This window comes from Enterobacter cloacae complex sp. GF14B, assembly GCF_004136805.1.
Taxonomy (GTDB): Bacteria; Pseudomonadota; Gammaproteobacteria; order Enterobacterales; family Enterobacteriaceae; genus Enterobacter; species Enterobacter hormaechei_C.
In genome coordinates, this window is the sequence record NZ_QFRV01000008.1 from 16,274 (window position 1) to 41,147 (window position 24,874).

The following is a 24,874-nucleotide window of genomic DNA, read 5'->3' on the forward strand; positions in this document are numbered from 1 at the left end:
GATGTAAGATCCCCGGGCCAGAGATAGCGCCCATTGGGTATGTTTTTGGTTTGGTATAAATTCCGGTGTAACTTTGGTCGGTGGCACCGGACGTGAATCCCGCCTTGCGCGGGGTTTTCGTTATGCTTCGTGGGCCATCTGGTCGAACGAAGCGCAACGTACAGAGCAGTATTCTTTTTCTTTGCGCGCCAGTTGTGCGCCGTTGCGATAGAGAAGGGTACTTTTGACTACTTTCTCCGGTTCAACCGGCTTGCCGCAGTACCCACATTTCGTTGAGTTACACATCTGGATTCCCCTTTTGCGCCAGCAGATAGCACAGGCGGCGAAGAATCACCTCGATGCAGTTAAGCTTTACTGCCTGCTGCCGTGATGGCTTACGTGCGTAATCAATCACTTTGATCTCCTTGTAATGCCTGTCTTTTGACCACATCAGGCTCGGTGGATCCTGCTATTCCCCAACAACAAGGATTCGTTTAATCTGGATATCCCCATCAACAAGAAGAGTATTCGTAGTGATTGCCGAACTATCAGCTGCCATGGCCGCCATAAAAGAGACCGCAGGTTTAGCCAAAGTCATCAACGATGCAAAAACTGATGCGGAAGTTAAAGCTGCCACGATTGAGCTTCAGAACAGGTTAATTACACTTCAGGCGGAGTGCTTCTCGCTCGGTGACGTGATCCGTCAACGTGAAGAAGAAGCAATGCTTCTCAAAGCAAAAATTGCAGAGTACGAAGATTTTCAATCCCAGACTGAAGGTTATGTTTTCAATCAACTTGAATCTGGTACGTTTGTGTATTCGAAGGAGCAAATTGTGGGTGAAAAGAAGGTAACGGTGCATCTTTGCCCACAGTGTTTTACAAAGAGAATAGTATCGATACTTCAGCCTACTGGAGAGCCGTACTATAACGCTCATGCCAGATGCTATTTTCACCAATCTATTTGCCATAACTGTAATGCCTCTTACTCGATGAATACCTCTAACTACACTCTTGATACCAGCTGGATTAGCTGACATTCAGGGATACCCAGATTTTTAAAGAGCTAAGCGTCCTTTTGGGCGCTTTTTTATGCCTTATCGCCGGCCAGCGGAACGTTTACACCTGATGCGCGTTAATCTCTCCACCTCATCCGACTATTCGTATGCCGTCGGCGACTACTTCGTGGGCGTCCTGCCTGGGTGGTTCGTAGTGCGTCTTGGTGTAGTGATATTAAGCTCTGGGCTTAATTAATGTCAAGCTCAGGGCGAAGTTGATAGCTAAGTTTTAGGCTTAAATGTGATGATTTCGATAATTTTGGGGTTGTAAAAGCCGGCAAAGTACTGAAGAACTGACCGTTGGTTTACAGGGAGTGATTTGAGGTAAGAGATATGGAAATGAATACAAAAAACCCGGCCATTGGCCGGGTCGCTGTGTACTAGTCTTTTCGGATGTCTGACTTCTTCATGTCATAAAAAGGGGTTCTTATAGGATTAACTCCTAACCTGGAGCATGTTGATTGAAGATATTCTCTCCAGTACGGCCAAACATGATAACCGACATTATTAGCACCAAATGCTTCAAGTTCTTCTTCTCCAAGCTCTTTTTTTGCTGAGTAAATAGCTTCGAAGCAAGACTCAATAGTAAGTATCGCATCATCATCTTTGCCATCATCATCACTTTCAGGTGTGACAAGGCGAGCGCCCACATCATAAAGAAATGAATAAAAGAGTTTTTTATCGTTCGGATCATCTTCACGAACCATTTCGATTAACTCAATTTTTACAACATTTCTAAACGACTGATTCTTCCTTGGAATAGAATTAATGTTAAGGAAATTATATGAATCATCCATTTCAATCTTAGCATTACGTAAATGAACTGACAGTATTGCCAAGTTTTCAATTGCTACCTTTAGTGATTCCTTCATTATGCAGCTTTGCTCCAGAACTCTTTCTGGGCCCTTACAATAACGTTGGATTTATTTACTGTACTAGTTCCCTGAAGCAGGGTGTCAGTAAAGCCATTGAATTCATTAACAACATCTTGCCAGCCACAAGTTTCTTTCAACAGTATAGGTTTTGATTCTATAGAGGTGGTTGCTTCTTCTTCAAAACAAACAGTTGGTTTAATATCCAAAGCAAAACAAATATCTGCAAGGGTTCGTAAAGTCATGTTTCTAGAACCACTTAGCAATTGTGAGATGTAAGCTTTTGTTTTTCCGAGCTTCTCTGCAAGATCCGATTTAGATACACCTCTGTCTTCCATTTGGATCAGGATATCTTCAGTGACATTAAACGTTAATTCTTCGGCTGCATAGAGGCGCTTGTGTTCTTCAGAATGCATTTCAACTTCAGTATGATAAAGACTGTCATTTCTCATCGCCGTCTACCTCAATTCTCGTCCAATTCCCTTGGACTTTTGTTGTATCTTTCTGTGCGAGCTTATCTTGATTCTTATAGATGTAATGGCTGATGAAAAACGTTTTTTCATACCTTTCTGAAAACCAACCATAAGCTCGAATAGGAATCTTTTTGAATGCGTAAAACTGTTTTGCCGGTCTTCCGGGGCGACAGGGAAGAGGGCCTTCAGGCGGAAAAGAGTCTTTGGATAGTCTTCCCCCATCGGATAACCGCTTAACCAACAGATCCATTTGAGTTTTTACTGAGTCTCGTTTACTTGCAGATACGCTATTTAAAGCCTCGATAAATGTGTCCCAAGCCCCTTCGCAATGGACGACTCGTAGCATTGAGCCAACAATCAAGTTAGGACATTTGGATGGCGACTCATCGTTGCTCATCAGTGACCTCGTGTCAGTTAATATATATGTTAACTCTGCAATGTCAAGTTTGCTGGCTACCGTTTCGCACAAAAAGTATCAACTGTTTTTATACGAAAAAAGACTTAATGACATGAGATATCTATATGTTTATATTGATAAAAAATGTTCATCTTTATCTAACGCTTATCAAAGAACACATAAGTCATAGCAACAGATTTCATGGGGGACTATACGTCACTGCTGTGAACGGATCCGTCCTTTCATGTACTTTTCGTACATCTCGTCGAGCTCTTTAAGGCGAAGTGAAAAAATACGCAACATATTTTTCTGTTCTTCTTCTGGAAGTTGTCTATAGAGCTCTAACATTCTCTGTTCGTCCGGTTTGAGCCCTTCTTTTTCATCCACATTCTCACCAAGCAGCCAAGGTACTGATACTCCAGCAGCATCAGCAACTGCAAGCGCTGATTTTTTACTTATAACCCCTTTTTTGAACCAGCCGTTAACAGATTGCGGTGTTACACCAGCAACCCTTGCCATATCGGATTTAGTCATACCTCGCCCGTTCAATTCGGACAAGCGTTGAACAAGCGTCGGATTAAGTAAGATTTTCTCTTTCATAGTTAAAGAATAAGCCTTTTGCTTAAACTTGGAAATTCGCCAGGGGCTTGACATTAATGTAAGCCTGGGGCTTAATTTGATTTGCATTCATAGCGGAGAACAAGATGAATGGGTTAACAAAAGCCATAAATAGGGCTGGTAATGCGACAAAGCTAGCCTTTCTACTTGGAATCAAACCAATGTCAGTTAGTCGCTGGAAAAATCGATATCAGGGTGTAGTTCCTGCTGAGCGTGTTCTACCAATTTTCAAAATAACTGGCGTGACACCCCACGAGCTACGCCCCGATCTCTACCCGAACCCTACTGATGGTTTACCTAAACAGGAGCCTTAACAATGCAAACTGTTTCATTTCAACAGAGTAGCAGAGCTTCCTCTAATCGACTGATATTCCCGTGTCATCAAAGCGAACCGGCAGCGCAGGATATTGATCATCGAGATATCTGCTCAGCGGTCCGAGCCTGGGCAGCGGCAGAAGGGCGCATAGCTGTTGCGCTTCAAATCCAGGAAGCGGCGAAAGAAATACAACTTGATGGCGTGGATTATTCAGGCCAAGCCGATGTCTGGAACGTGAAGCTGTTCCGATGGCTGGACAACAAAGAAGACTCCGCATCGTACCGAAAGAACGTCGAACAGCTCTTGCCCGCGATCATGTCTGTATTAGCGATTCGGTACCGCGACCGTGTCGTAAAGAACGACTCGTTTGCTTATCGAATGGCTAGGCTGGAAAAAGAGGTGAGTGAGGCGAAGCAAGCTCTGATGCTCGATGCACCGAAGAAGGAAAAGCTGAAGGAGTTAGGAGAGGGGATTTTTGAGATGTTCAGGATCGATCCGGACCTTACGGCGCCGCTGTTGGCGATGGTCACAACCATGCTGGGGGCAGTGTGAAGACTTCAGAAAAGGCGAAAGCCGCGGTGCTCGAACACCAACGGCTTTCAGGTGCAAAAACGGAGTGTAATTGCGGAGCTAAGTATGTCAAACACAGCTGAAATTATCAATTTTCCCAACAGAACTGAACAACCGGGAGGTCGTATGGCCGACCTGTCGAACGGGTATACCAAGGTCGCTAACGAGATCCAACAGCTCAAGCCTCGTCTGAGAATGTCAGGCCGGGAGTGGCAGTGTTTTGAGGCGGTGATCTGGCTTACCTACGGCTGGAACAAGAAACAAGACCGCGTTACGAACACAGTTATCGCCGAGCTTACAGGGCTGAGTGATTCGCATGTTTCTGATGCGCTCAAATCGCTCGCTGAACGCAAAATTATCTTCAGTCAAAAGCAGGGCGTAATGAAAACGGTCGGTATAAATACTGACCTTTTAGCATGGATTTTAGACAAACCGAAAACGGGAAAAGTCTTCCCGAAATCGGGAAAAGTGTTACCGAAAACGGGAAAAACCTTCCCGGAAACGGTAGACACCCAAGACTATAACAAGAACAATATTAAAATATCCTCGTCTCGGAATTCTGACGAATCCCGAAACCAGAAAACTCAAAAGTTTCTCTCTCGCCATCCAGAAGCTGCCGCCGGGATATACACCCCGGCAGGTAAATCATGGGGATCAGCTGACGACCTCAAGGCGGCTCGCTGGATTTACGACAGGCTTCTCACCGTCAACGCATCGCTATCTGAGCCCAACTGGGCTGAATGGGCAAACACCATCAGGCTGATGCGCGTCCAGGACAAGCGCACGCACTACGAAATTTGTGACCTGTTCCAGTGGGCCAACAGGGACGAGTTCTGGAAAGACAACATCCTGAGCCCTTCGAGTCTTCGTAAAAAGTGGGATCAGCTCACCACCAAACGGCTGCGCGCAACCGGAGCGGTAAAACCATCCCGGGGCGGTATCGACCTGCATAACACCGACTGGATTGACGGGGTGCTGGAATGAAAAACCTTGCCGAGAGCATTCGCAATTTTGACCGGGAACAGGCTCGCCGTGTGGCGCACAACTTGCCTGAGCAGTACACCGAACGCGAACAAACGCAGCAGGTGGCGCAGATTATCAATGGGCTATTCGTACAGCTGGCCGCCGCGTTCCCAGCAAGCCTGGTTAATCGCAGCCAGGAAGACGTGAACGAGATTCGCCGTCAGTGGGTGCTGGCCTTCAAAGAAAACGGGATCACCACTCTGGAGCAGGTTGAAGCCGGTATGCGCATGGTGCGTCGCCAGGATCGCCCGTTCCTGCCTTCGCCAGGCCAGTTCATCAAGTGGTGCAGGGAAGGGCGCTGCGTGCTGGGGATCACCACCGCTGACGTCATGACTGAGTACTGGAAGTGGCGTAAGCTGGTGTTCCGGTACCCGAGCAGTGAGCAGTATCCCTGGCCGAAGCCGGTTTTTTACCACATCTGTCTGGAACTGCGGCGCCGCGGAACTGATGGGCAGTTGAGCCAGAAAGAACTCGAGCGTGAAGCTGGAGAAATTCTGGCTATGTGGGAAAAGCGGGTGCTGGCCGGGAAGCCGATCCCGCCCGTTCGGAGGGCGTTGGCTGCGCCAGTATCGCCGAAGGGGCCGACACCTGCTGAGCTTTTGAAAGCTAAATATGAGCGGTTGAAGGCTGAAGGGGCGTTATAGCGAAGAAATGGTCTGTTATGAGGGTAATAGGAACAAATCACACAACCTAATAGCATGATATAAAAGAAAGTTTGATTTCAACATCTTAGAGATACCCCCAAAAGTACCCCCATCAAGGTAACTTTACTAAAGAGTGTATAAATTCATCCACTAAAATTCGAATTCAACTTAAGACTTGCTTTCAGAGAGCCCATAAAATGGGCTCTCTCTACATGATTTTTAGAATTCAGCGGCCATGACACTTTTTATACTTTTTACCGCTTCCACAAGGGCAGGTTTCATTCCGGCCAACTTTACCGAAGTCTTCCGGTTTTATTGAAGACATTATAAAATTTGAATCAGAACCGCTAGAGTTCATCAATCGTTCAGCATCTTCGAAGATGTGAGCATTTTCATCGGTTTTCACTTGAGGCACAATAACATTAATGCCAAAAGCCTTGATGTAATTCCCTTCAGAATCCACTTCTACAATAACAAAATTATGTCTGGCAGCATCTTTAATGTTAAGAGCCATTGAACTTGCTTTATCATTAACTTTCAGCCAGTCTATTTCATTCTCGTAATTTTGCATCCAAACAAACAAAGATTCTTCATCATTTCCAATCAAGAAATAGCGTGCAGGATGTTCATCTAAACTATCACCTAGCCTCTTAAGCATATTTCCAAGAGTAGATCGCGTTTGTGCATCGTAGTTTCTGATATGGCTGTCTATTGCTAGCCAACCTGGTGCACGTGTGGAATCAAGTGCTTCCAGCAAATCTCTCACTTCCTTTGGAAAATCCTGAGTAGGTAATGGTTTAGTGTCCCAATCGAGTCCTTCAAAACTCTTATCAATGACACTACTCATACCGTCCCACAGAAGCATACTGCCTTTTTCTTTTGCCAACTTTTCAATGCTAACTAAGTCAAAACGATTCTGAGTTATATATGATCCCAAGTGGTCAAATTCATCATAAAGAAACGCATTTTTCACATTTGCAAATGACTGCCTCACCTCCATGTAATGTAAAAACTCCCCAGGAGAAGGTAGAAAACGCTTCAGAACAAACAAATCGTCAATCGACATGGATACAAATCCATATTTACCTAATAGAGGTGTGATTTGTGGCAACTGCTTACAGAAAGATGAAAATGGAGAAAATGATTCAACAGTTAATCCGATAGGCAACATTACTCTATAATTCGAAGCTTTAATTCTACCACACTCTCTGTGCTTACCGTTTACTAACTGATAAATAACGATTTCATCTGCTGAGTTCAAATAGTTAAAAAAACGCTCACATTGTTTGTATGCTTTGATTACCAAATCCTGTACAGATTGGGCGTGTCTTTTAAAATCTGTTGCAGGTGAAGCAATCGTTGCTGCAGCACCAGCCTTAGCCTCTATAAGAAATAGCACATCATCCATTAATATTAGTGTGTCATTTTCAGACCATTGATTTGTTTCTGGATCCTTATAATAAATCTCTTGGTAAACATTAGCGGTTGGAAATTGTGCTCTCAAAATGTCAAAGAATGCACCTTCACTCATCGTTTTCTGACGTTCTTCGAATTCTTTTTTGTATTCAGGCTTTCGCTGCAAAAGATTATGTAGAAGTGCCCGATATCCTGCATCACGCATGAAACAAGGGTCTACAGCATAATAACCGGCATCGAGTTTAATAAGAGGTTTTTTCCTTGCAGGCAGAGTTCTATAAGGAGTGCCAGAAAAATCTCCAATGGCAAAGAATTCCGTATCCTCCCCGCGTTGATAGGCTAAATCCGCTAATAATTTGTCTGGTAACCCAGTATGAAGACTGACGTTGGTAATCCCCCCCCGGAACATATCACTAGCTGCTTGACTAGCAGATTTTAATTTTTCTCCATTTTCTTCCTTCCATGATGCCATAACCTCTTCTATGGTTTTTTTCTGTTGCGAAGCAATTTCTTGCACTTCTATAAACTGCATCATCATTTCTTCAAAAGCATTTGTATGACCTGTACGAATAGCATTGGCCATGGATTGAATACCGTGAGCTATCTCATCTCCACTTGCTCCGTAGACCTCTTTTAAAATATCATCATGTGGCGAAAGTACGTACCTATAAAACTCTTCTTCTAAAACTTGATAGCGGTTCCCTCTAAGCATTACCCATGCTGTTTTTGAATGGAACTCTATAGTCGATGTATCAGGCCCAAAAATGCTATCTTTTGCTTCAAGTGAAGATGCTATTGCGTATAGCATAGCCTTCTGACGTAAATCCCTGCTTAGGCTAAATAAATAACTACATTTTTTTTCATCAAAACTAATTTCCTTAGGAGGAATGTCTGTCGCAAGCACGGCGTGCACATATTCAAGAAGGAATTGATTATCGTTCACTAAATCTTTGGTATCTGCAGTATCTTTATCCTGACTATCAGAAGCCGCATGCATCATGAATTGAGCATAAATATATCCGATTAAATCTTCAGGCGGCATACTTGCAATGAGAGTTCGCATCTCACATGCTGTCGCTTCCATTTCCTCAAGGAGCTTAACACCTGACTCTGCAACTTTTTCTTTCCTTTCTGCAAACATCATGGGCATTGCCTTTTTAAGTATAAAGTTAACTAAATATTACTACCATTTTACATATGTAAACCAAATCTAGATCTCAAAATTCTAATTTTTATTTTTAAAAACTAATCAACCTAATATTATTTGTTAAAACGAGATAATAACCACCCCTCAACAAAACACTTCACAACTTCTCATTCGCAACTTTTATCAACTTTCACAAATGCGGCCCCAATATCATCTGTATATTCTTGAATTATCTTGGTCACTACAATATGGTCAAGAGTAGGCTCAAGAGATAATAATGTGGTGGTTATTTGCATTAAACTAATTGCAGTTGCATGAGCAGGGTCAGTCATCCCAGCATCGCTAGGACCAACCAATAATATATCATCTGAAGAATGAGAGAGACCAAGTCTGTTTCTCATTCCTTTAGCGCCAGCGTGTATATTCTGACTTGCCCACTTGTAATATGGACGCATATGTTCTAATTGAACATCTTTTTCTATTGCACCGAAACCAAGTTTATTATGGTTAGGAAAAATATAGGATGCCCACCCATAATTATCAGCAAACTTCTTGCCATATTTTTTAATTAGAAAATTGAAATGCTCTTTACATTTATCAATATCCTCATTTTTTGGCCCCTTCGCTTGAAGTCTATGTTCATATTTTTTATGTTCAACCATTCCATGATAAGAATCTACTACATCATGGAGATAAAAACGCTCTGCACATTCTTGGCCGTGTTTTGAAATAAACATAGCAGTGATATTGACTTCATGTAGGGCTCTCCATCTAGCATGCGCTGCATCTGCGAACCCATGTTTTAAAAGACATAATATCTCTTGTGAAATCTGACAGGCTCTAGCGTGGTGTCTAACAACTATCTCAAAGACTAAATTATCATCTAAAACAGCCTTAGGTCTGTAAGAACTATTAAACTCGGCTCCAGACTCCGTACAGAGAACTATCATTGCCTCAAGTAAATCAAATCCAACCCCCCATTTTACGTGATTTTGGTGAAAAAACTCTTTCGAACGTGCGCGATTTTCACTCAACATCTCTTCTGTTGAGCCAATTAAAGAAGATCTCATAAGATCTACTATCTTGGGTATTATATTATTTATTTTTCCTTCTAAATCGAAGTCATCTGATAATTCTGACTGCGCCTCTAAAAGACTATCAAGATTTTTCAAAAAAATATTATGAAAAGTTTCCATTCTGCACCTAAGTTGCATGAGCAATTGTTAAAAATAAAAAATAACACCTTTCATAAAAAACATCATTAAAATCATGCCATTTAAGCTTGAATTTGACTTGAGAAAATCATGTAAAAAACAATGTTGTTTAACAAATAATACAACTGTTTATGTGGTTTGTAAAAACTAACTGACTGAAGCCACTGTAACTTACGGTGGGTACACTTATGAGTCTCCGATGGCGCTGGTAGAGGGCGACAACTGTTGATTACTCTCTCCCGTCCCAAACTAGCTGGCGTCGCGTGGATAGGCAAATGATGATGTCAACTTTGTTCGCTTCTGGCACGACGCGAACAAGATGGCTAGGCTGAAGGTGTGCGGTGAACGAGGAGCGGAGGTAAGCAGTTGAACTCGCAGCCAAATAGTCGTATTACTAACTTTGCGGCGTGTTAATTAACTGGGAGCAGGTCAAAACCATACGATAGTACCGCATCATAAATAAAATAGCCCCTAGTGAGCACTTAGCTATAGGGGACAATATCATACAGTTGTTAATTACAAATTTAAGTCTATATAAGGACGTTATTATTAAGAGTGTGTCTTGAGATTTCTAATATCTTTCTCTATTGCCAATATTAAATCGGTTTGTTTTTTTAATACTATGAAAAATATTATCACAGGAGTTACTAGGTTTGACTTGTATTTCTCAAGATCTGGTTCAATGGTTTCAATCATGTCGATTACCATTTTCTTCATCTTTCCATCATCGCTGTTCATTTCATTAATAGATTCCAGAGCTTCTTTTACATCACCTTCTTTTGATGTGCGGAGAAAATCAATTATATTTGCATGTATTTCAGGGTGGTCGGTTAGGTCAAAATTTGAAAGAATGAACTTAAATTCAAGTAATACAAACTCTAAATTGCTGTAATAATTGTTAAAAACCGATTTGTTGAAAGAGTTTTTTAATAGTAAGGATGGTCCGAACATATCTTTCAAATCTGAAAATTGGAAATCTATATTTAATTTGAATTCAGAACCTCTTTTATTTAATGGCGTTGTAACTTCGCATAATGCAAGTTTATAATTGTTGATAACAACACTTAGATAGGAATAAAAACTTAGAAGTTTGTATAGGTTCTGCTCAGCTAAACGTTTTTTGATGAGCATTCCTTGCTGTTTTTCAATTCGATTGGCAAAAGACTGCCACAAAGAACTTAAGAAAAGACCAATGATAACTATGCCTAGTACAACTTCGCTGGCCACAATTGCCATTGTGGTTTTTGTTAGAGGCAGAATATCACCATATCCTAGGGTGGTAATTGTTACAGTGCTAAAATAAAGAGATTTGGGAAAAGATAGTTCTTCTCCGTCAAATGTTTTAATTTCATTTGAACATAACCAGTAAAGTAGAGCAAAAACAAATATTAAGGAGATATAAGTGGCAAGATACATCCATGGTTTTAATTTCATATTTAGATCCTGATTGTGATTGCAAACCTTTTTGTGTTTTGCGTTTAAAAAAACAACTCTTTTTGGGGAGGGAGTAGTTAATATAATATGATAAATTTGAAGAAAGTGCTATTAAAACAGTTGAGTTGTCAAATTCGGAGACATGAGTTCATGATTTATCAATTTAGATTGTGATTAAAGCTAAATTTTTGGCATTTGGCGGATTTGGGTAGAACATTATGCAACGGGTGCTTTAACGATGATCCCAAAGCGAGAGCCTGCAAGGCAGGTTCTTGCTACAGAACTTGACAATGAGAAGGTGCTTGTGAGTCATGCTGCCTTATCTAAACATTCTTTATTGCTTCCGCCTTAAAACATGCAATCCATAGAAACTACATGTCTTCACTCAAGAATAACCTGTTGTTTGTTTGTGAGCCACACAATCTCAGTGAGATACATTGAGAGCTCTTAAATCGTTGCAAAATCCGTGAGATACGTTTATAAATACACTGTATATGCATACAGTAATTCGTTGCGGAGGGAAAAATGAAAATTGAGCTAACCATTGATCGCATGAAGAAACTTCCTGATGGAGCCCTACCTGCGCTCGAGTCAGAACTGCTCAAAAGACTCAGCAAACAGTTCGATGATTGCCAGCTAACGATTAAGCGTGCCAGTAATGATGGTTTGACTGTTTTCGGGGGCGACAAGAAAGAGGTCGAACATATAGTGCAGGTGACCTGGGAAAGCGCGGACGAGTGGTTTTATTAATCGCGTGAATTTCACTGGAGCAGTTTCAAAGAGTATCGCTGTTTGCGTTCCCCTGCTGTTCCCGATTACTGTTTACCGCGTCAATAAGTCGCTCTGGGGGAAATAGTGTGTAGTGCAGATGCCTTTAATGCAGATGATCAATGGTACGACGTGGTCAGAAGGGCCGATAAAGCAGTTATCTATAGCTTCCCGGCGGAAGGGAGATATCTGGTTTATCGAGTAAATGGAATAGTTTCATTACGACCGTTACTCGAAGAGGAAGAAATATTCACTCTCAACGGGTTTATGCAATTTGCAAAACGACTGGGGTACCGAGTTACACCACCGTCTGATATTATTCTTTCATAGGCCTGAACACCCTATACCTGATGCGCCACGGAGATAACCATGGCGCTAGAATTACAACTTATCAAACACCATTCAGGAATACTGATCCCGGCTACGCCCGAGACCAGCGATATTCTGCAATCAAAAACCCGGCTCGGCGATGTTCTTGTTGCCGAGTTCAGGCGGGTACGAAACCCGGCATTTCACCGGCGCTTTTTCGCGCTTCTAAATCTTGGTTTTGAATACTGGGAACCAACCGCTGGGGCTATATCGAGTAACGAGCGGAAGCTGATTACCGGCTACGCAAAATTCCTGGCTTCTTATGGCGGGAATGAGGGCGCGCTGATCGATGCTGCTGAGCAGTATCTTGAGCAGGTTGCTTATCGGCGCGTCACAAATGGCATTAGCCTGTGCAAATCATTCGATGCTTACCGTTCATGGGTGATCGTCGAGGCAGGGCACTTTGATGCCATTCAGCTACCTGACGGCACACTCAAAAAGCATCCACGTAGCATTTCATTCGCCAACATGGACGAACTCGAGTTCCAGCAACTCTATAAAGCTGCGCTCGATGTTCTCTGGCGCTGGGTCCTGTACCGTTCATTCCGCAGTCGTGATGAGGCAGAAAGTGTCGCTGCACAGCTGCTTGGCTTCGCGGGGTGATGGCCATGAAATATACCTGGTTCCACCACACCGATTGCAGCACCGAACAGGCCGACGAGCTGGTTAAGCGTTACAAAGCGCGCGGCGTGAGAGTAGAGCGCAGCCTTAACCAGGATTACGTGACTTGGACTGTCAGTGCATTCCTTCCGACCTCAAATACACCAGCGCGCCCGGATAGTCGCTGGCGAAACCGGATGTGGGGGTGAACGTGAAGACATATCAAATCACATTGCCCTGGCCGCCGAGCAATAACCGGTATTACCGGCACAACCGAGGGCGAACGCACATTAGCGCTGATGGTGTCGCGTATCGCTATGCGGTGGCCAGCGTCATTCAAAGCGCCCGGCTTAATATTCGGACAGCTACACCACTCAAAATCCGTATTGAATGTCACATGCCCGACCGTCGGCGCCGCGATCTGGATAACCTGCAGAAAGCTGCATTCGACGCTTTAACCAAGGCGGGATTCTGGCTGGATGACTGCCAGGTTGTCGACTATCGCGTTGTGAAAATGCCTGTCGTTAAGGGCGGGAAATTAGAACTCACCATCACTGAGCTGGAGACCGCATGAATCTTGAAAACACCCTCAAATATCACTTCGCCAAATCGACAATGATTAGCGACTCTCCGCGCGCAACGGCGTCAGACTCATTAACCGGAACGGATATCATGGCCGCTATGGGCATGACGCAGGAACGGGCCGCCATGGGTTACAGCGCCTTTCTCGGGAAGATGGGTATCAGCAACAATGACCGAGAGAGGGCGATTAAGTTGTTGGCGCAGTACGCGCTGACCAAGTGCAATCGGGTGGCGGCGCTTCGCAAACTGGATCCAGAGGTTAAATCAATGGTGATGCACCAGCTGGCCACTTTCGCGTTCGAGGACTATTCCCGCAGCGCCGCAAGTGTGAAGCAGTGCGATGGCTGCAATGGGGAAGGGTTTATTGACGCTGAGGTATTCAGCATGAAGTCTCACACTCCGGCAAAAGAGAAGAAGTTCGTGAAGATCTCCCTGAACATGGGCGCAGAGGATATTCGTCCTTCTGAGTATGAGGTGTGTAGAGAGGTTAGGGAAGTAGCGCGCGTTCTCTGCCCTCAGTGTAAGGGGAAGAAGGTTGTCAGCTGCGCCTGTAATGACTGCCATGGACGCGGGAAAGCCGTTAATCAGGCCCTTACAGAACAGCAGGGTGTTCCGGTTATGGCCGATTGCAAGCGCTGCAGCGGACGTGGATATGAGCGTATCCCCTCAACTAAGGCTTACGCCGCGGTGTGCCAGATAACGAATACAATCAGCTTGGATACCTGGAAGAAGTCTGTTAAGCCCTTTTACGATCAGCTAATCACAAAATTTGACATCGAAGAGGAATGGGCCGATGTACAGTTGAAACAGATAACAAAATAGGGCGTTATTTTATCGTGAGCTATTTACTTTTCCCGAATCTGTGGTAATTTTGCTCTAACGATGGTTTATTGCATTCGTTTAAAGCCCTGCGGTCAACCCCGTGGGGCTTTTTGCTTAATAGCGACTTAAGAATATCTAAAACCATCTAACCCTGCGGTGATTTATAATTACCCCAAAAACGCAGGAGGGAATATGGAAGAAGGTTTCTACTGGATTCAGCACAACGGCAGAATTCAGGTAGCCTATTACACCGATGGTGTAACCGATGACCTTGAAACGGGCCAGTTGATAACTGGTGTCTGGCATCTTACGCAGGGAGACGACATTTGCCACAACGGAGAGGCTGAAGTGATTGAAGGCCCTCTGCCTGTACCATTTATATGAATATATTCATCTGATTACGTGGCAGATTTTTCATACTGCACATATGCTTCTTAAGCATCCTGCGGAATGGATGTTTCTGAAAGCGTTTTTGTGGTGGATCCCCCTAAGCGGAGGGGCGGTTCAGCAGGACATTTTTCCAGAGTGTCCAACCAGCGCGCGGAGATGAACGCTGTAATCATTTCCACCGGGAGGCACCCGGCACCACTCCCTCAGTTATTGCCAACTTAGCTGTTTATGCCTGCTTTTCCGAGCAGGCTTTTTTTTCACTTATTAATCATCCATTGACCAGATGAATGTTTCTTGTTTTAGTTATGAATGTGGTGAATCCCTCTTAAGCAGTGGAACGTGTGGTTAACTGCTATGTGCAGGTATGCACACGACTTTGACGATGAGAAATAAGTCACCAGGAAGCGCCCGACATCACATCCTCAAAAAAACGTTTTATCGACTACCAGGTTCTGAATCGTCATATACACTTCTAAATGAAACAATTTAAGAGGTGAATTATGAAAGAGGGATATTATTGGATTAGACACAATGACTGTGTCCAGATCGCCTACTTTTCGCACGGTAAAACCGAAGATATGGTTACAGGAAAAATAATCAGAGGCGTTTGGCATCTAACTCGTGGCTACGATCTTTGCCATAACGGTGAAGCGGTCGTTCTGGAAGGACCCATATCCCCACCATTATGAACATAATTCGAAGAACACAGGCTGCCTCAGGGCGGCCTTTTTTATTTCCCCTCAAATTTACTGAGAGGATTCACAGCAATATGAGGGGGGCCGATGTCCGATCCATTTTCCGGCACGGGGCTGGCCGGTTTAGCTTTGACCGGAGCCAGTGTCTACGGTCTATTGACCGGAACTGACTACGGTGTAGTTTTTGGTGCATTTGCGGGCGCCGTATTTTACATAGCGACTGCGGCTGACCTGAGTGTGTTACGTCGCCTGGCATACTTCTTCGTGTCGTATATCGTCGGCATTCTTGGCTCTGGTCTGGTTGGATCTAAGCTCGCATCATGGACGGAATATAGCGATAAACCGCTGGATGCCATCGGTGCCGTGATTGTCTCTGCGCTGGCCGTTCAAATCCTTACGTTCCTGAATAAGCAGGATATCGGCTCGCTGGTGGCGCTGATAACGCGCCGGGGAGGTTCAGGTGGTACTAAATGACCCATCAGCAACGATCAACGCGCTACTCTGCGCCGGAGTTGTGATTACCCTGATGTTTTATCGCCGTGGTGATTCGCGGCACCGGCCATGGATTTCGCGTTTAGCCTGGCTGATTACCGTCACATACAGCGCTGTACCGCTGGCGTACCTGTGTGGGATTTACCCGCATTCATCATGGGCCACCATTGCGGCAAACATCATATTCCTTTCCGTGCTGGTGGCCGTCAAAGGCAACGTTGCACGTCTGGTTGATCATCTGAGGCACTAATGAACCAAACACAATTTCAGAAGGCGGCTGGTATCAGCGCCGGGTTAGCTGCGCGCTGGATTCCGAATATCGACGCCGCTATGAAGGAATACGGCATAACCACACCGCTTGATCAGGCGATGTTTATTGCCCAGATGGGGCATGAAAGCTCCAGATTTACCCGTGTGGTGGAAAATCTTAATTATGCGGCAGAAAACCTGGTGCCGACGTTCGGCAGCCACCGCATCACATCTCAGCAAGCCGCTGCACTTGGCAGAACGACAACGCAACCGGCAAACCAGGAAGCGATCGCTAATCTGGTATACGGTGGTGAGTGGGGAAAAGAACACTTGGGCAATCAGGTTGCCGGTGATGGATGGAAATATCGCGGTCGCGGGCTGAAACAGGTTACTGGTCTGAGTAACTATCGCAGTTGTGGCCAGGCGTTGAAACTGGACCTTGTAACCCACCCGGAACTGCTTGAAGAGAATGAATACGCCGCGCGCTCAGCCGCATGGTTCTATGCCTCCCGCGGTTGCCTTCTTCATTCCGGCGACGTTGAGCGCGTGACACTATTAATCAATGGCGGCCGCAACGGGCTGGAAATACGCCGTGCGTTGTTTAACCTGGCGAAATCAGTTCTGGTATGAGGTGAGTGTGGGGATCGAGACAATAATCGGGCTGGCCGCACTGGTCATTTCCGCTATCGCCGGCGCTTTTGGCCTGGGCCATATTCGCGGTACCAGCAAAGCAGAAGCCAAAGCCGACCAGCAGCGAACCGAAGATAACGCAGCGGCAATGGTCGCAGCAGCCGAACGCAGGGTAGAAACAACGAAAGAGGCCAGCAATGTACAGCAGACTGTTAACCATATGCCTGGCGACGATGTTGATCGCGAGCTGCGGGACAACTGGACCCGTAAGGGTTGAGGTGGTGGACACGGCTTGCGACTGGGTTAAACCCATCTACGGCACAGCGCACGACTGGGATGTGCTAGACCGGCAGACCAAAAAAGACATCTTGGCGCATAACAAAGCATGGAAAGCAAATTGCGGGAAAAATTGAGCCTCATCCCTGAGGTTCGGACACAGTCTCTCCTCTGGACTTTAACCATAGCAAGTATTGAGGATTCCGTTATACGAATGGACAATTCTTGGAGCGCATATGATTAGTTGGCAGGGAAAAGCTTGAACAAATCAGGGTGGCTCATCCTTGAGCACACGGGTAGTCCTGAACGACGACTTCACCTGACATAGCAAAGTCTACGTAAGAGTCTAGAAAACAATGAGTATTTATCAAGGCGGGAAAGGAAAAAAAGTCCCTTCCGAAATGAAATCCTGCAATTCGGAAGGGAGACCAAAGGGGTCATCATTACAAGAGAATGTAAATGTAATCCATTTCTCAAAAGTAAAAAGGTGTATTAAATAAATAACTCAAAGGAGCGAAAACCCACTTTCTTCTAATGCCTGATGGGTACACGGAATGAATGATTAGCGAAGAATTTTAACAATGCTCACAACTTTATTTTGTCTGTCAGCTACATTTTAATGGCACGAGTGATTCGATATCTCTGCCATACAGATGAATCCCCCTGAGCGGAGGGGCAACCAGTCACTGCTGGACGTAATGTTGCGGGTTTGCTGAGTGATGCAAGTCCACCGGGAGGCACCCGGCATCTGAATGCTTGACTAAAGGAATAGGGTACACGTCGAAATGAGTGCGAAGTAATACCTACTTACTGCTAGACCCAGCCAGTTCTGTCCGAACTGGCTTTTTTTTGAAAAAAAAGCCCTCTCAGGGAGGGCTACAGGAGTCTCAGTTTCGTTGCTCTTTTTATTGATGTTCCCCGGAGTTGGCATTCTCCGCATCAGAGTCATGTATAGCCTAGCAGCCAGGCAGATAACAACAAGCGTAAGCGTGGGGGATTGAGAATTTCCTTAGATAGATACAAAGAGTGGGTGACGAGAGATCATGAAGTAGTAAGACGGGATGACCGCAGCCGTAAGGCGATGCGGCAACCATGATGCTGCTCTAAGTTGCGTTATGGCGAGCAGGTATAGCAGACCGTTGTGAGGGTAAATAAGGGGACATGCTCCGGTAAAGCAGCGCGAACGCCAGACGCGCACCGGTTATAAGCGGCGATGAAGCGACAGCAACTCAAGGGCATGAGCGTGGCCACTCCGGGTAGTGGCAGCCATTACAACGCCCACCTGCTGGTGGGCTTGATAATAGTTATAAGATTAAGCGGATGAATCAATCAGCTGATTATCTTGCGCAACTGGATTTCTTCCTGCTCGTTAAGCCTGGCATACTCGCATATTTGTTTAATAAGTGACTCTTTGTTATTAGACATCATGGACGAAACATAGCAGCCAGTTCGCCATTCGAAAAAGCTCACCAAAAATAAGGTTGATGCTGTAGAATGCTGATAATGTATTGAGAGGTGATTGCAAATTTTTTTCGTTACCATGGAGTTAGCTTTTACTTAATGCAAATTATCGGGATTTATAATGCTTTATTGATATGAGATATATGGATACTTAACGGTTGCTAAAAGAGAATTTAGCACCACTAAAAATAGTAGGAATAATCTTACGTCGTTGTTGCTGTTGGCACAATATGGATAATAACTTTGCCTAAACAAAACAATAGCAACCGATGAAAATTCACTTTATTACAATCGCCTTGCTGGCGACGATTTCTTCGCCATCCTACGCAGCGTTTCAGGAAAGAGAATACAATACCTGGTATCAAAAAGATGCTGTACTCTACGACATTACCCAGACCTCAGAGGGATTGCCTGTCATGATAAGCATCTCTCAACCGGGGAGGGAGTCAGCTAATATGCTCGTATCCTATATGTCCGATGGTGGTTGTGGAGATAAGAAGGTGCGGCTTAATGCTAACGGGAAGGATGTGCCTGCAACTTACACCTGTGTATCAGTCGGAGCAGACAGGATTGAACACTTTTCAGTGAATGATGCAAGCAAGGTCAATGAGATGGTTAACCACCTCAAGTCAGATTTCACTTTGTTGCTTCAGAACGATATCAAGGTCTGGGCTGCTAACATAAAGACGCCGAAGTATGGCTTAGCACCAAAATTTTAAATCTCAAAATTTAACCGCCTAAGGGCGGTTTTTTATTGGAGTTAATATGGCAAAACCGGACTGGGGCGAGCTTCAGCAACGGTTCCTGTCCGAACATGCCGCAACCGGCGTATCACCAAAGGAATGGTGTGAAGCGCAGGGACTGAATTACGCTACCGCCCGTCGATATATTAAAAACCTTCTGCGCAAACTGCGCAGAAAAAAGTGCGCACTGCGCAAAAAGAACAAAGCGCAGAAGAGCTGGTGGATGATGATGGATTAACGGCACAGCAAAGACGTTTTGTCGCAGAATACCTAAAGGATGGTAACGCCACACAAGCCGCTATCAGGGCGGGTTACAGCAAAAAATCCGCTGAACAAATCGGTTATCAACTCCTTCAGAAAACTTCAGTTGCCCAGGCTATTGCACAACAGCAGAAAGCTTCCATTGCTCGCACGCTTGGCGGTGCCGATGAAGTCCTCGCGCAGATGTGGCAGCTTGCCACCTTCGATGCAAACCAGCTTTCGCAGTATCGCCGCGGCGCGTGTCGTTACTGCTGGGGCTTCGGTCACCAGTACCAGTGGCGCGATATGGTGGAATTCGAAGAGAAGCGCCTCGAAGCTACAGAACGCGATAAGCGTGAGCCAGTCGATGTTGGAGGTTACGGCTACGATCACACCCGAGAGCCTAACCCAGGCTGTCCGCGCTGCAACGGCGATGGTATTGGTCAGCCGTATTTCGCCGATACTCGGAAACTCTCCCCTGTTGCTGCTCTGGCTTATTCCGGTGTGAAGCTGGGGAAGAATGGCGTCGAGATAACCGCTATCAGCCGTGAGCGAATGTTTGAAGCGGTAATGAAGCGGCTCGGCCTGGCGGATAGCGAGTTCGCTCAACGTCTCCAGCAAATCGAAATCGACCGCCGGCAGCTGGAGGTTGAGAAACTCCGCAAAGAGCTGGCCGGTGATGGTGATGATGACGAACCGACCCCAGTTCAGATCAATATCAATGTAGTGGACGCGAGGGCGGAAGATGGGGATCAGCCCGACACTTAACATTCCTCAGGCGCGTTTCCTCGCGATGCAGCACAAATTCAAAGCCTACGTTGCCGGGTTCGGTTCCGGTAAGACGTGGGTGGGTTGTGGCGGCATCTGTAAGGGGATGTGGGAGCACCCTAAAATCAACCAGGGTTATTTCGCGCCGACGTACCCGCAGATCCGTGACATCTTCTACCCGACGATTGAGGAAGTGGCCTTTGACTGGGGGCTGAGCGTCAAAATCAACGAGGGGAACAAAGAGGTTCACTTCTACGAGGGGCGACGATACCGCGGGACGACAATCTGCCGTTCGATGGAGAAACCTGGCTCGATAGTTGGTTTCAAAATCGGTAATGCGATGGTGGATGAGCTGGACGTCATGGCGGCAGCCAAAGCGCAGCAGGCCTGGCGAAAAATCATCGCCCGTATGCGCTACAAAGTAGACGGGCTGCGTAACGGCATCGATGTAACGACAACGCCGGAAGGCTTCAAATTCGTCTACCAGCAGTTCGTGAAGGCGGTTCGTGAAAAGCCGGAGCTCGCGGCCCTCTATGGACTGATTCAGGCCAGCACGTTTGACAATGCGAAGAATCTACCGCCTGATTACATCCCATCGCTGCTGAGCTCATACCCTGACGAACTGATTCAGGCCTATCTGCGCGGCAAATTCACCAACCTCAACAGCGGGACCATTTACCACACGTTCAACCGTAAGCTCAATAACTGTTCTGATGAGGTTCAGGATGGGGATCCGCTGTTTATCGGCATGGACTTCAACGTTGGGAAAATGGCCGCGATTGTTCACGTAAAGCGTAACGGCCTGCCGCGCGCTGTTCGTGAGTTAGTGAAGGTCTACGACACGCCGGCGATGATTAAGCGCATTCAGGAGGAATTCTGGCGCTACGAGGATGGCCGCTATGTGAAAAACCGGGAGATTTATATTTACCCGGATGCCTCAGGCGATTCCCGTAAATCCCAGAACGCCAGTAAGACCGATATCGCCCAGCTCAACGAAGCCGGATTCAGCGTCATTGTTGATGATGCCAACCCGCCGGTTAAGGACCGTATCAACTCGATGAACGCCATGTTCTGTAACGCCAACGGCGAACGCCGCTATCTGGTCAACGTCCAGAACTGCCCGGTCTATACCGAAAGCCTTGAACAACAAGTCTGGGCTGCGAACGGCGAACCGGATAAATCAGCGGATAACGATCACCCCAATGATGCTGGTGGGTACTTCATCGTGAAGGATTACCCCATTGTGAAGCCGGCATACTCAATCACCATGGACACCACTTTCTGATATGGCAAACGACGACATCACCTGGGTTCGACCAGAACACCGGGCGGCTTCTGCTGCCTGGCGGAAATACAGGGACTTTTGCAAAGGGGCCGAGGCCGTAAAAGGGGCAGGTAATAAGTATCTGCCGTATCTCGACCCAACCGATAAATCATTACGCAATAAAAAGCGTAATGAGGACTATCTGAGCCGCGCTGTGTTCTACGCCATTGCCGGCAATACGAAGATCGGCATGCTTGGAATGGCGTATCGCAAGGACCCCACGTTTAACGGTCCTGAAAAGCTGAAATACCTGTTGGACAATGCTGACGGGGCCGGTACCAGCATCTATCAGCAGTCGCAACTGGTGACCGAGAACGTGCTGGAGGTGGCACGAGAGGGGCTTTATGTTGACTACGCAGAAGCATCCGATGAGGCGATCATCCTCCGCTATCCGGCAGAGAACATTATTAACTGGCGAACAAAGCGAATTAACGGACGCGATCAGCTGGTGCTGGTGGTACTGCGCGAATGCGTAGAAGAGCCGGATGGCTACGCTTACAAGGATGAAATCCAATACCGCGAGCTGGCGCTGGAAGAAGGGCGGTTCATCTGCCGGGTATGGCGCCGGGCTGTTGGCACTGCAAGCGGAGCCTACACTGTTGATAGTGAGTACCACCCAAAGCCGAAAGGAAAGGACTACTGGGACGAAATCCCGTTCACCTTTGTCGGTGCCCAAAACAATGATCCTACTATCGATGATTCGCCGCTGGCCGCGCTGGTGGAGATAAACCACGGACATTACCGTAACAGTGCTGACTATGAAGACAGCGTGTGGTTCTGTGGCCAGGTACAGCCGTATATTACCGGGCTTGATACCAACTGGCGAGATCACCTTGAGAAGAAGGGCGTGAAAATTGGTTCCCGATCACCGCTTTTGCTTCCCAAAGAAGGCTCGTTTGGTTATGCCCAGGCACAGCCGAACATGCTGGCTAAAGAGGCCATGGACAGCAAGCGCGATTACATGGTGCAGCTTGGCGCCCGGCTGATTGAGCAGAACGCCACGGCGAAGACGGCAACCCAAGCGAGCGGTGAGCAAACATCCTCAACATCGGTGCTCGGTATCTGCGTTTCAAACGTTTCTGAAGCCTATACGCTGGCGCTTGGCTGGTGTGCGAAATACCTCGGCATCAAGGGCGAAACGACGAGTTACACCATCAATCAGGAATTCATTGCGAAGGTTGCTGAGTCGGGCATGGTGACGGCGATCGTTAACGCCTGGCAGTCCGGTGCGCTGCGCGACAGCGATATGATTCGAGCGCTGCAGAAGCTCGATCTCATTGACCCGGCAGACAGCCCGGACGAGGTTATTGATGCGCTTCGCAATCAGGCACCCACGTTGACCGGAGGCTGATATGGCCACCATTAACGAAAGCCTGCGCGATGAGTCTATCGCACATTCCGTCTGGTTAAGTCGCTACGCCACTGGTGTGGCAAATCGGATGGTGAAGTTGCTTAACGAGACGGACGCGGATCTGTCAGCCCACCTGCTCGATGCGCTGGACAAATTGCCTCCTGAGAGCTTCACCGTTAACCGTCTGGAGAGTTTACTGGGCAGCGTGCGCGAACTTAACCATCAAGCCGTAGCGTCCATGCTGGCAGGGCTCGAAAATGAGCTGGTGGCACTGGCAAAGAACGAAGCCAGTTATCATCTGAGCCTGTTCGATTCCCTTCTGCCTTCACAGGTCCTGTCTCACTATCCGCTGCAGGGCATCACCGCCGATATGGTGTATGCCGCAGCAATGGCGCAGCCCTTTCAGGGGAGGCTGCTGAGTGAGTGGGCGGAGAATCTGGAATCGGACAGGCTGGCACGGATAGTGAACGCCGTCCGCAGAGGGTATCTTGCCGGCGACACGGTAGAAACAATCGCGCGCAGTGTTCGCGGCCACGCCAATAAAGATTATCGTGACGGCGCGCTGCAGATGAGCAGGGCAAACGCTGCCAGCATCGCTAAAACAGCCGTGAATCATCTGGCTGCCACAGCACGCAACAGCTTCACCAGCGCCAACAGCGATATCGTAAAAGGCAAACAGTGGCTATCTACGCTGGACAATAAAACCAGCCACGACTGCATTATTCGTGACCTGTTGCGTTACACCCTGGATAACAAACCGGTCGGGCATAAGGTGCCTTACCTGCAGGGACCCGGGAGGATTCATTTCTGCTGTCGTTCTACTGAAACCCTGATTCTCAAGTCGTGGCGCGAACTCGGCATCGATATCGACGAGATGGACGAGGGGACTCGTGCCAGCATGGATGGACAGGTACCGGGAAAAACATCATATCTGGAATGGCTCGCGCGCCAGCCTGCACAACGCCAGGATCAGGTTTTGGGCGCCGAGCGTGGCCGTTTGTTCCGCGCGGGTGAAATCGACCTGGCTGATATGTTCACTGACAAAGGCGAATGGATCAGCCTGGAACGTCTGAAGCAGCTCTCAGGCACAGACAACTAACAATCCATCTTACTCCACGCCCTGGCATCCGCTGGGGCTTTTTTATGGGCGAGGCCCGGCAAAATCCCGAGGGGAAATTATGTTAATTCGAAACATGCTTCTGAAATATTACGCACCTGAAAGCGGCGGTGAGGGCGGCGGTGGCGGTGGTATCGAAATCACTCCTGAAATCCAGAAGCTGATTGATGAGCGCGTGACCAGTGAAGTCACTGGCCTCAAAACGAAAAATAGTGAACTGCTGGGCACCATTAAACAGCAGAAAGAAAACCTGTCCCGCTTTGAAGGTATCGATCCAGACGCTGTGCGCGGCATTCTCCAGCGTTTTTCCGACGACGAAGAGGCAAAGCTGATTGCCGCCGGAAAAATCGATGAGGTGCTCAATAAGCGCACCGAGCGTCTGCGTGCTGACGTTGATAAGCAGATTAAAGCCGCAAATGAACGCGCGGACAAAGCCGAAGCGTTCTCCAACAAATTCCGGGATCGAGTTCTGTGCGATGCAATCCGTGCAGCAGCGTCAAAAGCTGGCGCGCTGCCGGAAGCATCAGACGATCTGATCCTGCGTGCCAAAGGCACATTCCAGCTCAACGACGAAGGCGAGGCCGTGGCAGTTGATGCAAATGGCGATGTTCTGTTCGGTAAAGACGGCAAAACCCCACTAAGCCCGCTTGAATGGGCGGAGTCTCTTAAGGAGACGGCTCCGCACCTGTTCCCGCGCGCCGAAGGCACCGGCGCAGGCGGACACAAATCAAACAGCGGTGGCAGCCTGAAACGTTCCGAAATGAGCGCCAGCGACAAAGCGGACTACATCCGCAAACACGGCCAGCAGGCCTTCCTCAAACTTCCGAAATAAGGGATTT

At 46.9% G+C, this 24,874-nt stretch carries 29 protein-coding genes and 1 pseudogene; 22 read left to right on the forward strand and 8 right to left on the reverse strand.

The annotated features are described in order from the left end of the window. Positions 1 to 120: 120 nt before the first annotated feature. A complete protein-coding gene (locus tag DD606_RS25890) occupies positions 121 to 285 on the reverse strand; it encodes a YdaE family protein (protein ID WP_176691433.1) in 165 nt (54 codons plus the stop codon). 227 nt (positions 286 to 512) lie between these two features. On the opposite strand from DD606_RS25890, the gene DD606_RS04465 reads away from it, so the two are divergent. After that, positions 513 to 1,013, forward strand: a complete 501-nt coding sequence (locus DD606_RS04465; RefSeq protein WP_255573079.1) for a hypothetical protein — start codon at positions 513 to 515, stop codon at positions 1,011 to 1,013. 401 nt (positions 1,014 to 1,414) lie between these two features. Here the strand turns inward: DD606_RS04465 and DD606_RS04470 are convergent, their stop codons facing one another. The 4 genes from DD606_RS04470 to DD606_RS04485 form a co-directional block, all read right to left on the reverse strand. Next, positions 1,415 to 1,906 (reverse strand): hypothetical protein, encoded by a 492-nt coding sequence (locus DD606_RS04470; RefSeq protein WP_129258285.1) that lies wholly within the window; start codon positions 1,904 to 1,906, stop codon positions 1,415 to 1,417. Then, on the reverse strand, positions 1,906 to 2,358 hold the full coding sequence (locus tag DD606_RS04475; protein WP_050515878.1) for a helix-turn-helix transcriptional regulator: 453 nt from the start codon (positions 2,356 to 2,358) through the stop codon (positions 1,906 to 1,908). The genes DD606_RS04470 and DD606_RS04475 overlap by 1 nt, the downstream gene beginning before the upstream one ends. Beyond that, positions 2,348 to 2,776 (reverse strand): hypothetical protein, encoded by a 429-nt coding sequence (locus DD606_RS04480; RefSeq protein ID WP_126522958.1) that lies wholly within the window; start codon positions 2,774 to 2,776, stop codon positions 2,348 to 2,350. The genes DD606_RS04475 and DD606_RS04480 overlap by 11 nt, the downstream gene beginning before the upstream one ends. Positions 2,777 to 2,992: 216 nt before the next feature. Then, a complete protein-coding gene (locus tag DD606_RS04485; RefSeq protein ID WP_126522960.1) occupies positions 2,993 to 3,376 on the reverse strand; it encodes a helix-turn-helix domain-containing protein in 384 nt (127 codons plus the stop codon). 104 nt (positions 3,377 to 3,480) lie between these two features. Here DD606_RS04485 and DD606_RS04490 point away from each other — a divergent pair, with 104 nt between their 5' ends. The 4 genes from DD606_RS04490 (at position 3,481) to DD606_RS04505 (ending at position 5,947) form a co-directional block, all read left to right on the forward strand. Further along, positions 3,481 to 3,708: a YdaS family helix-turn-helix protein gene (locus DD606_RS04490; RefSeq protein WP_033486903.1), complete on the forward strand. Its 228-nt coding sequence runs from the start codon at positions 3,481 to 3,483 to the stop codon at positions 3,706 to 3,708. Positions 3,709 to 3,710: 2 nt separating this feature from the next. Continuing rightward, positions 3,711 to 4,262 (forward strand): toxin YdaT family protein, encoded by a 552-nt coding sequence (locus DD606_RS04495; RefSeq protein ID WP_129258287.1) that lies wholly within the window; start codon positions 3,711 to 3,713, stop codon positions 4,260 to 4,262. A gap of 84 nt (positions 4,263 to 4,346) precedes the next feature. Continuing rightward, positions 4,347 to 5,264: a replication protein gene (locus tag DD606_RS04500; protein WP_176691434.1), complete on the forward strand. Its 918-nt coding sequence runs from the start codon at positions 4,347 to 4,349 to the stop codon at positions 5,262 to 5,264. Beyond that, complete coding sequence (locus DD606_RS04505; RefSeq protein ID WP_129258289.1) at positions 5,261 to 5,947, forward strand: replication protein P; 687 nt, start codon at positions 5,261 to 5,263, stop codon at positions 5,945 to 5,947. Before DD606_RS04500 ends, DD606_RS04505 begins: the two co-directional genes overlap by 4 nt. A gap of 226 nt (positions 5,948 to 6,173) precedes the next feature. On the opposite strand, the gene DD606_RS04510 is transcribed toward DD606_RS04505, so the two are convergent. The 3 genes from DD606_RS04510 to DD606_RS04520 form a co-directional block, all read right to left on the reverse strand. Then, entirely contained in the window at positions 6,174 to 8,507 is a 2,334-nt protein-coding gene (locus DD606_RS04510; RefSeq protein WP_219824221.1) for a YecA family protein, read from the reverse strand. 170 nt (positions 8,508 to 8,677) lie between these two features. Continuing rightward, positions 8,678 to 9,706 (reverse strand): DUF5677 domain-containing protein, encoded by a 1,029-nt coding sequence (locus DD606_RS04515; protein ID WP_129258291.1) that lies wholly within the window; start codon positions 9,704 to 9,706, stop codon positions 8,678 to 8,680. 567 nt (positions 9,707 to 10,273) lie between these two features. Then, positions 10,274 to 11,158, reverse strand: a complete 885-nt coding sequence (locus DD606_RS04520; RefSeq protein ID WP_129258293.1) for a potassium channel family protein — start codon at positions 11,156 to 11,158, stop codon at positions 10,274 to 10,276. Positions 11,159 to 11,683: 525 nt separating this feature from the next. On the opposite strand from DD606_RS04520, the gene DD606_RS04525 reads away from it, so the two are divergent. From DD606_RS04525 to DD606_RS25895, 17 genes and pseudogenes are all read left to right on the forward strand, one after another. Continuing rightward, positions 11,684 to 11,908, forward strand: coding sequence for a DinI family protein (locus DD606_RS04525; RefSeq protein WP_129258295.1), 225 nt, complete (start codon positions 11,684 to 11,686; stop codon positions 11,906 to 11,908). Between the two features lie 387 nt (positions 11,909 to 12,295). Next, on the forward strand, positions 12,296 to 12,898 hold the full coding sequence (locus tag DD606_RS04535; protein WP_129258297.1) for a DUF1367 family protein: 603 nt from the start codon (positions 12,296 to 12,298) through the stop codon (positions 12,896 to 12,898). Further along, entirely contained in the window at positions 12,898 to 13,104 is a 207-nt protein-coding gene (locus DD606_RS04540; RefSeq protein ID WP_072032019.1) for a hypothetical protein, read from the forward strand. The genes DD606_RS04535 and DD606_RS04540 overlap by 1 nt, the downstream gene beginning before the upstream one ends. Positions 13,105 to 13,106: 2 nt before the next feature. Then, positions 13,107 to 13,469, forward strand: a complete 363-nt coding sequence (rusA, locus tag DD606_RS04545) for a crossover junction endodeoxyribonuclease RusA (protein ID WP_129258299.1) — start codon at positions 13,107 to 13,109, stop codon at positions 13,467 to 13,469. Continuing rightward, positions 13,466 to 14,299: an antitermination protein gene (locus tag DD606_RS04550; protein WP_129258301.1), complete on the forward strand. Its 834-nt coding sequence runs from the start codon at positions 13,466 to 13,468 to the stop codon at positions 14,297 to 14,299. The genes rusA and DD606_RS04550 overlap by 4 nt, the downstream gene beginning before the upstream one ends. A gap of 192 nt (positions 14,300 to 14,491) precedes the next feature. Continuing rightward, a complete protein-coding gene (locus DD606_RS04555; RefSeq protein WP_129258303.1) occupies positions 14,492 to 14,683 on the forward strand; it encodes a hypothetical protein in 192 nt (63 codons plus the stop codon). 506 nt (positions 14,684 to 15,189) lie between these two features. Further along, complete coding sequence (locus DD606_RS26370) at positions 15,190 to 15,378, forward strand: hypothetical protein (protein ID WP_022651287.1); 189 nt, start codon at positions 15,190 to 15,192, stop codon at positions 15,376 to 15,378. 93 nt (positions 15,379 to 15,471) lie between these two features. Beyond that, the gene (locus DD606_RS04565; RefSeq protein ID WP_129258305.1) at positions 15,472 to 15,858 is read left to right on the forward strand and encodes a phage holin family protein; all 387 of its coding nucleotides are present in this window, start codon (positions 15,472 to 15,474) and stop codon (positions 15,856 to 15,858) included. After that, positions 15,845 to 16,126, forward strand: a complete 282-nt coding sequence (locus DD606_RS04570) for a phage holin family protein (RefSeq protein WP_048240575.1) — start codon at positions 15,845 to 15,847, stop codon at positions 16,124 to 16,126. Before DD606_RS04565 ends, DD606_RS04570 begins: the two co-directional genes overlap by 14 nt. Next, a complete protein-coding gene (locus DD606_RS04575) occupies positions 16,126 to 16,755 on the forward strand; it encodes a glycoside hydrolase family 19 protein (RefSeq protein WP_129258307.1) in 630 nt (209 codons plus the stop codon). Before DD606_RS04570 ends, DD606_RS04575 begins: the two co-directional genes overlap by 1 nt. Before the next feature lie 7 nt (positions 16,756 to 16,762). Then, a complete protein-coding gene (locus tag DD606_RS04580; protein ID WP_129258338.1) occupies positions 16,763 to 17,032 on the forward strand; it encodes a hypothetical protein in 270 nt (89 codons plus the stop codon). 1,729 nt (positions 17,033 to 18,761) lie between these two features. Beyond that, positions 18,762 to 19,211: a hypothetical protein gene (locus DD606_RS04590; RefSeq protein WP_048243820.1), complete on the forward strand. Its 450-nt coding sequence runs from the start codon at positions 18,762 to 18,764 to the stop codon at positions 19,209 to 19,211. A 46-nt stretch (positions 19,212 to 19,257) separates the two neighbouring features. Then, a pseudogene (locus tag DD606_RS04595) lies at positions 19,258 to 20,243 on the forward strand (terminase small subunit). After that, positions 20,221 to 21,528, forward strand: a complete 1,308-nt coding sequence (locus DD606_RS04600) for a terminase family protein (RefSeq protein WP_045336395.1) — start codon at positions 20,221 to 20,223, stop codon at positions 21,526 to 21,528. Before DD606_RS04595 ends, DD606_RS04600 begins: the two are co-directional and overlap by 23 nt. A 1-nt stretch (position 21,529) precedes the next feature. Then, entirely contained in the window at positions 21,530 to 22,918 is a 1,389-nt protein-coding gene (locus DD606_RS04605) for a DUF4055 domain-containing protein (protein ID WP_129258309.1), read from the forward strand. 1 nt (position 22,919) lies between these two features. After that, positions 22,920 to 24,017 carry a phage minor head protein gene (locus DD606_RS04610; RefSeq protein ID WP_108453087.1) on the forward strand — a complete coding sequence of 366 codons (1,098 nt, stop codon included), beginning with the start codon at positions 22,920 to 22,922 and terminating at the stop codon, positions 24,015 to 24,017. 79 nt (positions 24,018 to 24,096) lie between these two features. Beyond that, positions 24,097 to 24,867, forward strand: coding sequence for a hypothetical protein (locus DD606_RS25895; RefSeq protein WP_159077847.1), 771 nt, complete (start codon positions 24,097 to 24,099; stop codon positions 24,865 to 24,867). Positions 24,868 to 24,874 lie beyond the last annotated feature (7 nt).

Bases quoted from the DNA above. Each gene is read 5' to 3' on its own strand.
- DD606_RS04600 (WP_045336395.1), top strand. From the start codon at position 20,221: ATGGGGATCAGCCCGACACTTAACATTCCTCAGGCGCGTTTCCTCGCG.
- DD606_RS04480 (WP_126522958.1), bottom strand. From the start codon at position 2,776: ATGAGCAACGATGAGTCGCCATCCAAATGTCCTAACTTGATTGTTGGC.
- DD606_RS26370 (WP_022651287.1), top strand. From the start codon at position 15,190: ATGAAAGAGGGATATTATTGGATTAGACACAATGACTGTGTCCAGATC.
- DD606_RS04500 (WP_176691434.1), top strand. From the start codon at position 4,347: ATGTCAAACACAGCTGAAATTATCAATTTTCCCAACAGAACTGAACAA.
- DD606_RS04550 (WP_129258301.1), top strand. From the start codon at position 13,466: ATGAATCTTGAAAACACCCTCAAATATCACTTCGCCAAATCGACAATG.
- DD606_RS04475 (WP_050515878.1), bottom strand. From the start codon at position 2,358: ATGAGAAATGACAGTCTTTATCATACTGAAGTTGAAATGCATTCTGAA.
- DD606_RS04610 (WP_108453087.1), top strand. From the start codon at position 22,920: ATGGCCACCATTAACGAAAGCCTGCGCGATGAGTCTATCGCACATTCC.
- DD606_RS04510 (WP_219824221.1), bottom strand. From the start codon at position 8,507: ATGATGTTTGCAGAAAGGAAAGAAAAAGTTGCAGAGTCAGGTGTTAAG.
- DD606_RS04605 (WP_129258309.1), top strand. From the start codon at position 21,530: ATGGCAAACGACGACATCACCTGGGTTCGACCAGAACACCGGGCGGCT.
- DD606_RS04495 (WP_129258287.1), top strand. From the start codon at position 3,711: ATGCAAACTGTTTCATTTCAACAGAGTAGCAGAGCTTCCTCTAATCGA.
- DD606_RS04590 (WP_048243820.1), top strand. From the start codon at position 18,762: ATGAAAATTCACTTTATTACAATCGCCTTGCTGGCGACGATTTCTTCG.
- DD606_RS04505 (WP_129258289.1), top strand. From the start codon at position 5,261: ATGAAAAACCTTGCCGAGAGCATTCGCAATTTTGACCGGGAACAGGCT.
- DD606_RS04490 (WP_033486903.1), top strand. From the start codon at position 3,481: ATGAATGGGTTAACAAAAGCCATAAATAGGGCTGGTAATGCGACAAAG.
- DD606_RS04470 (WP_129258285.1), bottom strand. From the start codon at position 1,906: ATGAAGGAATCACTAAAGGTAGCAATTGAAAACTTGGCAATACTGTCA.
- DD606_RS04555 (WP_129258303.1), top strand. From the start codon at position 14,492: ATGGAAGAAGGTTTCTACTGGATTCAGCACAACGGCAGAATTCAGGTA.
- DD606_RS25895 (WP_159077847.1), top strand. From the start codon at position 24,097: ATGTTAATTCGAAACATGCTTCTGAAATATTACGCACCTGAAAGCGGC.
- DD606_RS04575 (WP_129258307.1), top strand. From the start codon at position 16,126: ATGAACCAAACACAATTTCAGAAGGCGGCTGGTATCAGCGCCGGGTTA.
- DD606_RS04525 (WP_129258295.1), top strand. From the start codon at position 11,684: ATGAAAATTGAGCTAACCATTGATCGCATGAAGAAACTTCCTGATGGA.
- DD606_RS25890 (WP_176691433.1), bottom strand. From the start codon at position 285: ATGTGTAACTCAACGAAATGTGGGTACTGCGGCAAGCCGGTTGAACCG.
- DD606_RS04540 (WP_072032019.1), top strand. From the start codon at position 12,898: ATGGCCATGAAATATACCTGGTTCCACCACACCGATTGCAGCACCGAA.
- DD606_RS04515 (WP_129258291.1), bottom strand. From the start codon at position 9,706: ATGGAAACTTTTCATAATATTTTTTTGAAAAATCTTGATAGTCTTTTA.
- DD606_RS04520 (WP_129258293.1), bottom strand. From the start codon at position 11,158: ATGAAATTAAAACCATGGATGTATCTTGCCACTTATATCTCCTTAATA.
- DD606_RS04485 (WP_126522960.1), bottom strand. From the start codon at position 3,376: ATGAAAGAGAAAATCTTACTTAATCCGACGCTTGTTCAACGCTTGTCC.
- DD606_RS04535 (WP_129258297.1), top strand. From the start codon at position 12,296: ATGGCGCTAGAATTACAACTTATCAAACACCATTCAGGAATACTGATC.
- DD606_RS04565 (WP_129258305.1), top strand. From the start codon at position 15,472: ATGTCCGATCCATTTTCCGGCACGGGGCTGGCCGGTTTAGCTTTGACC.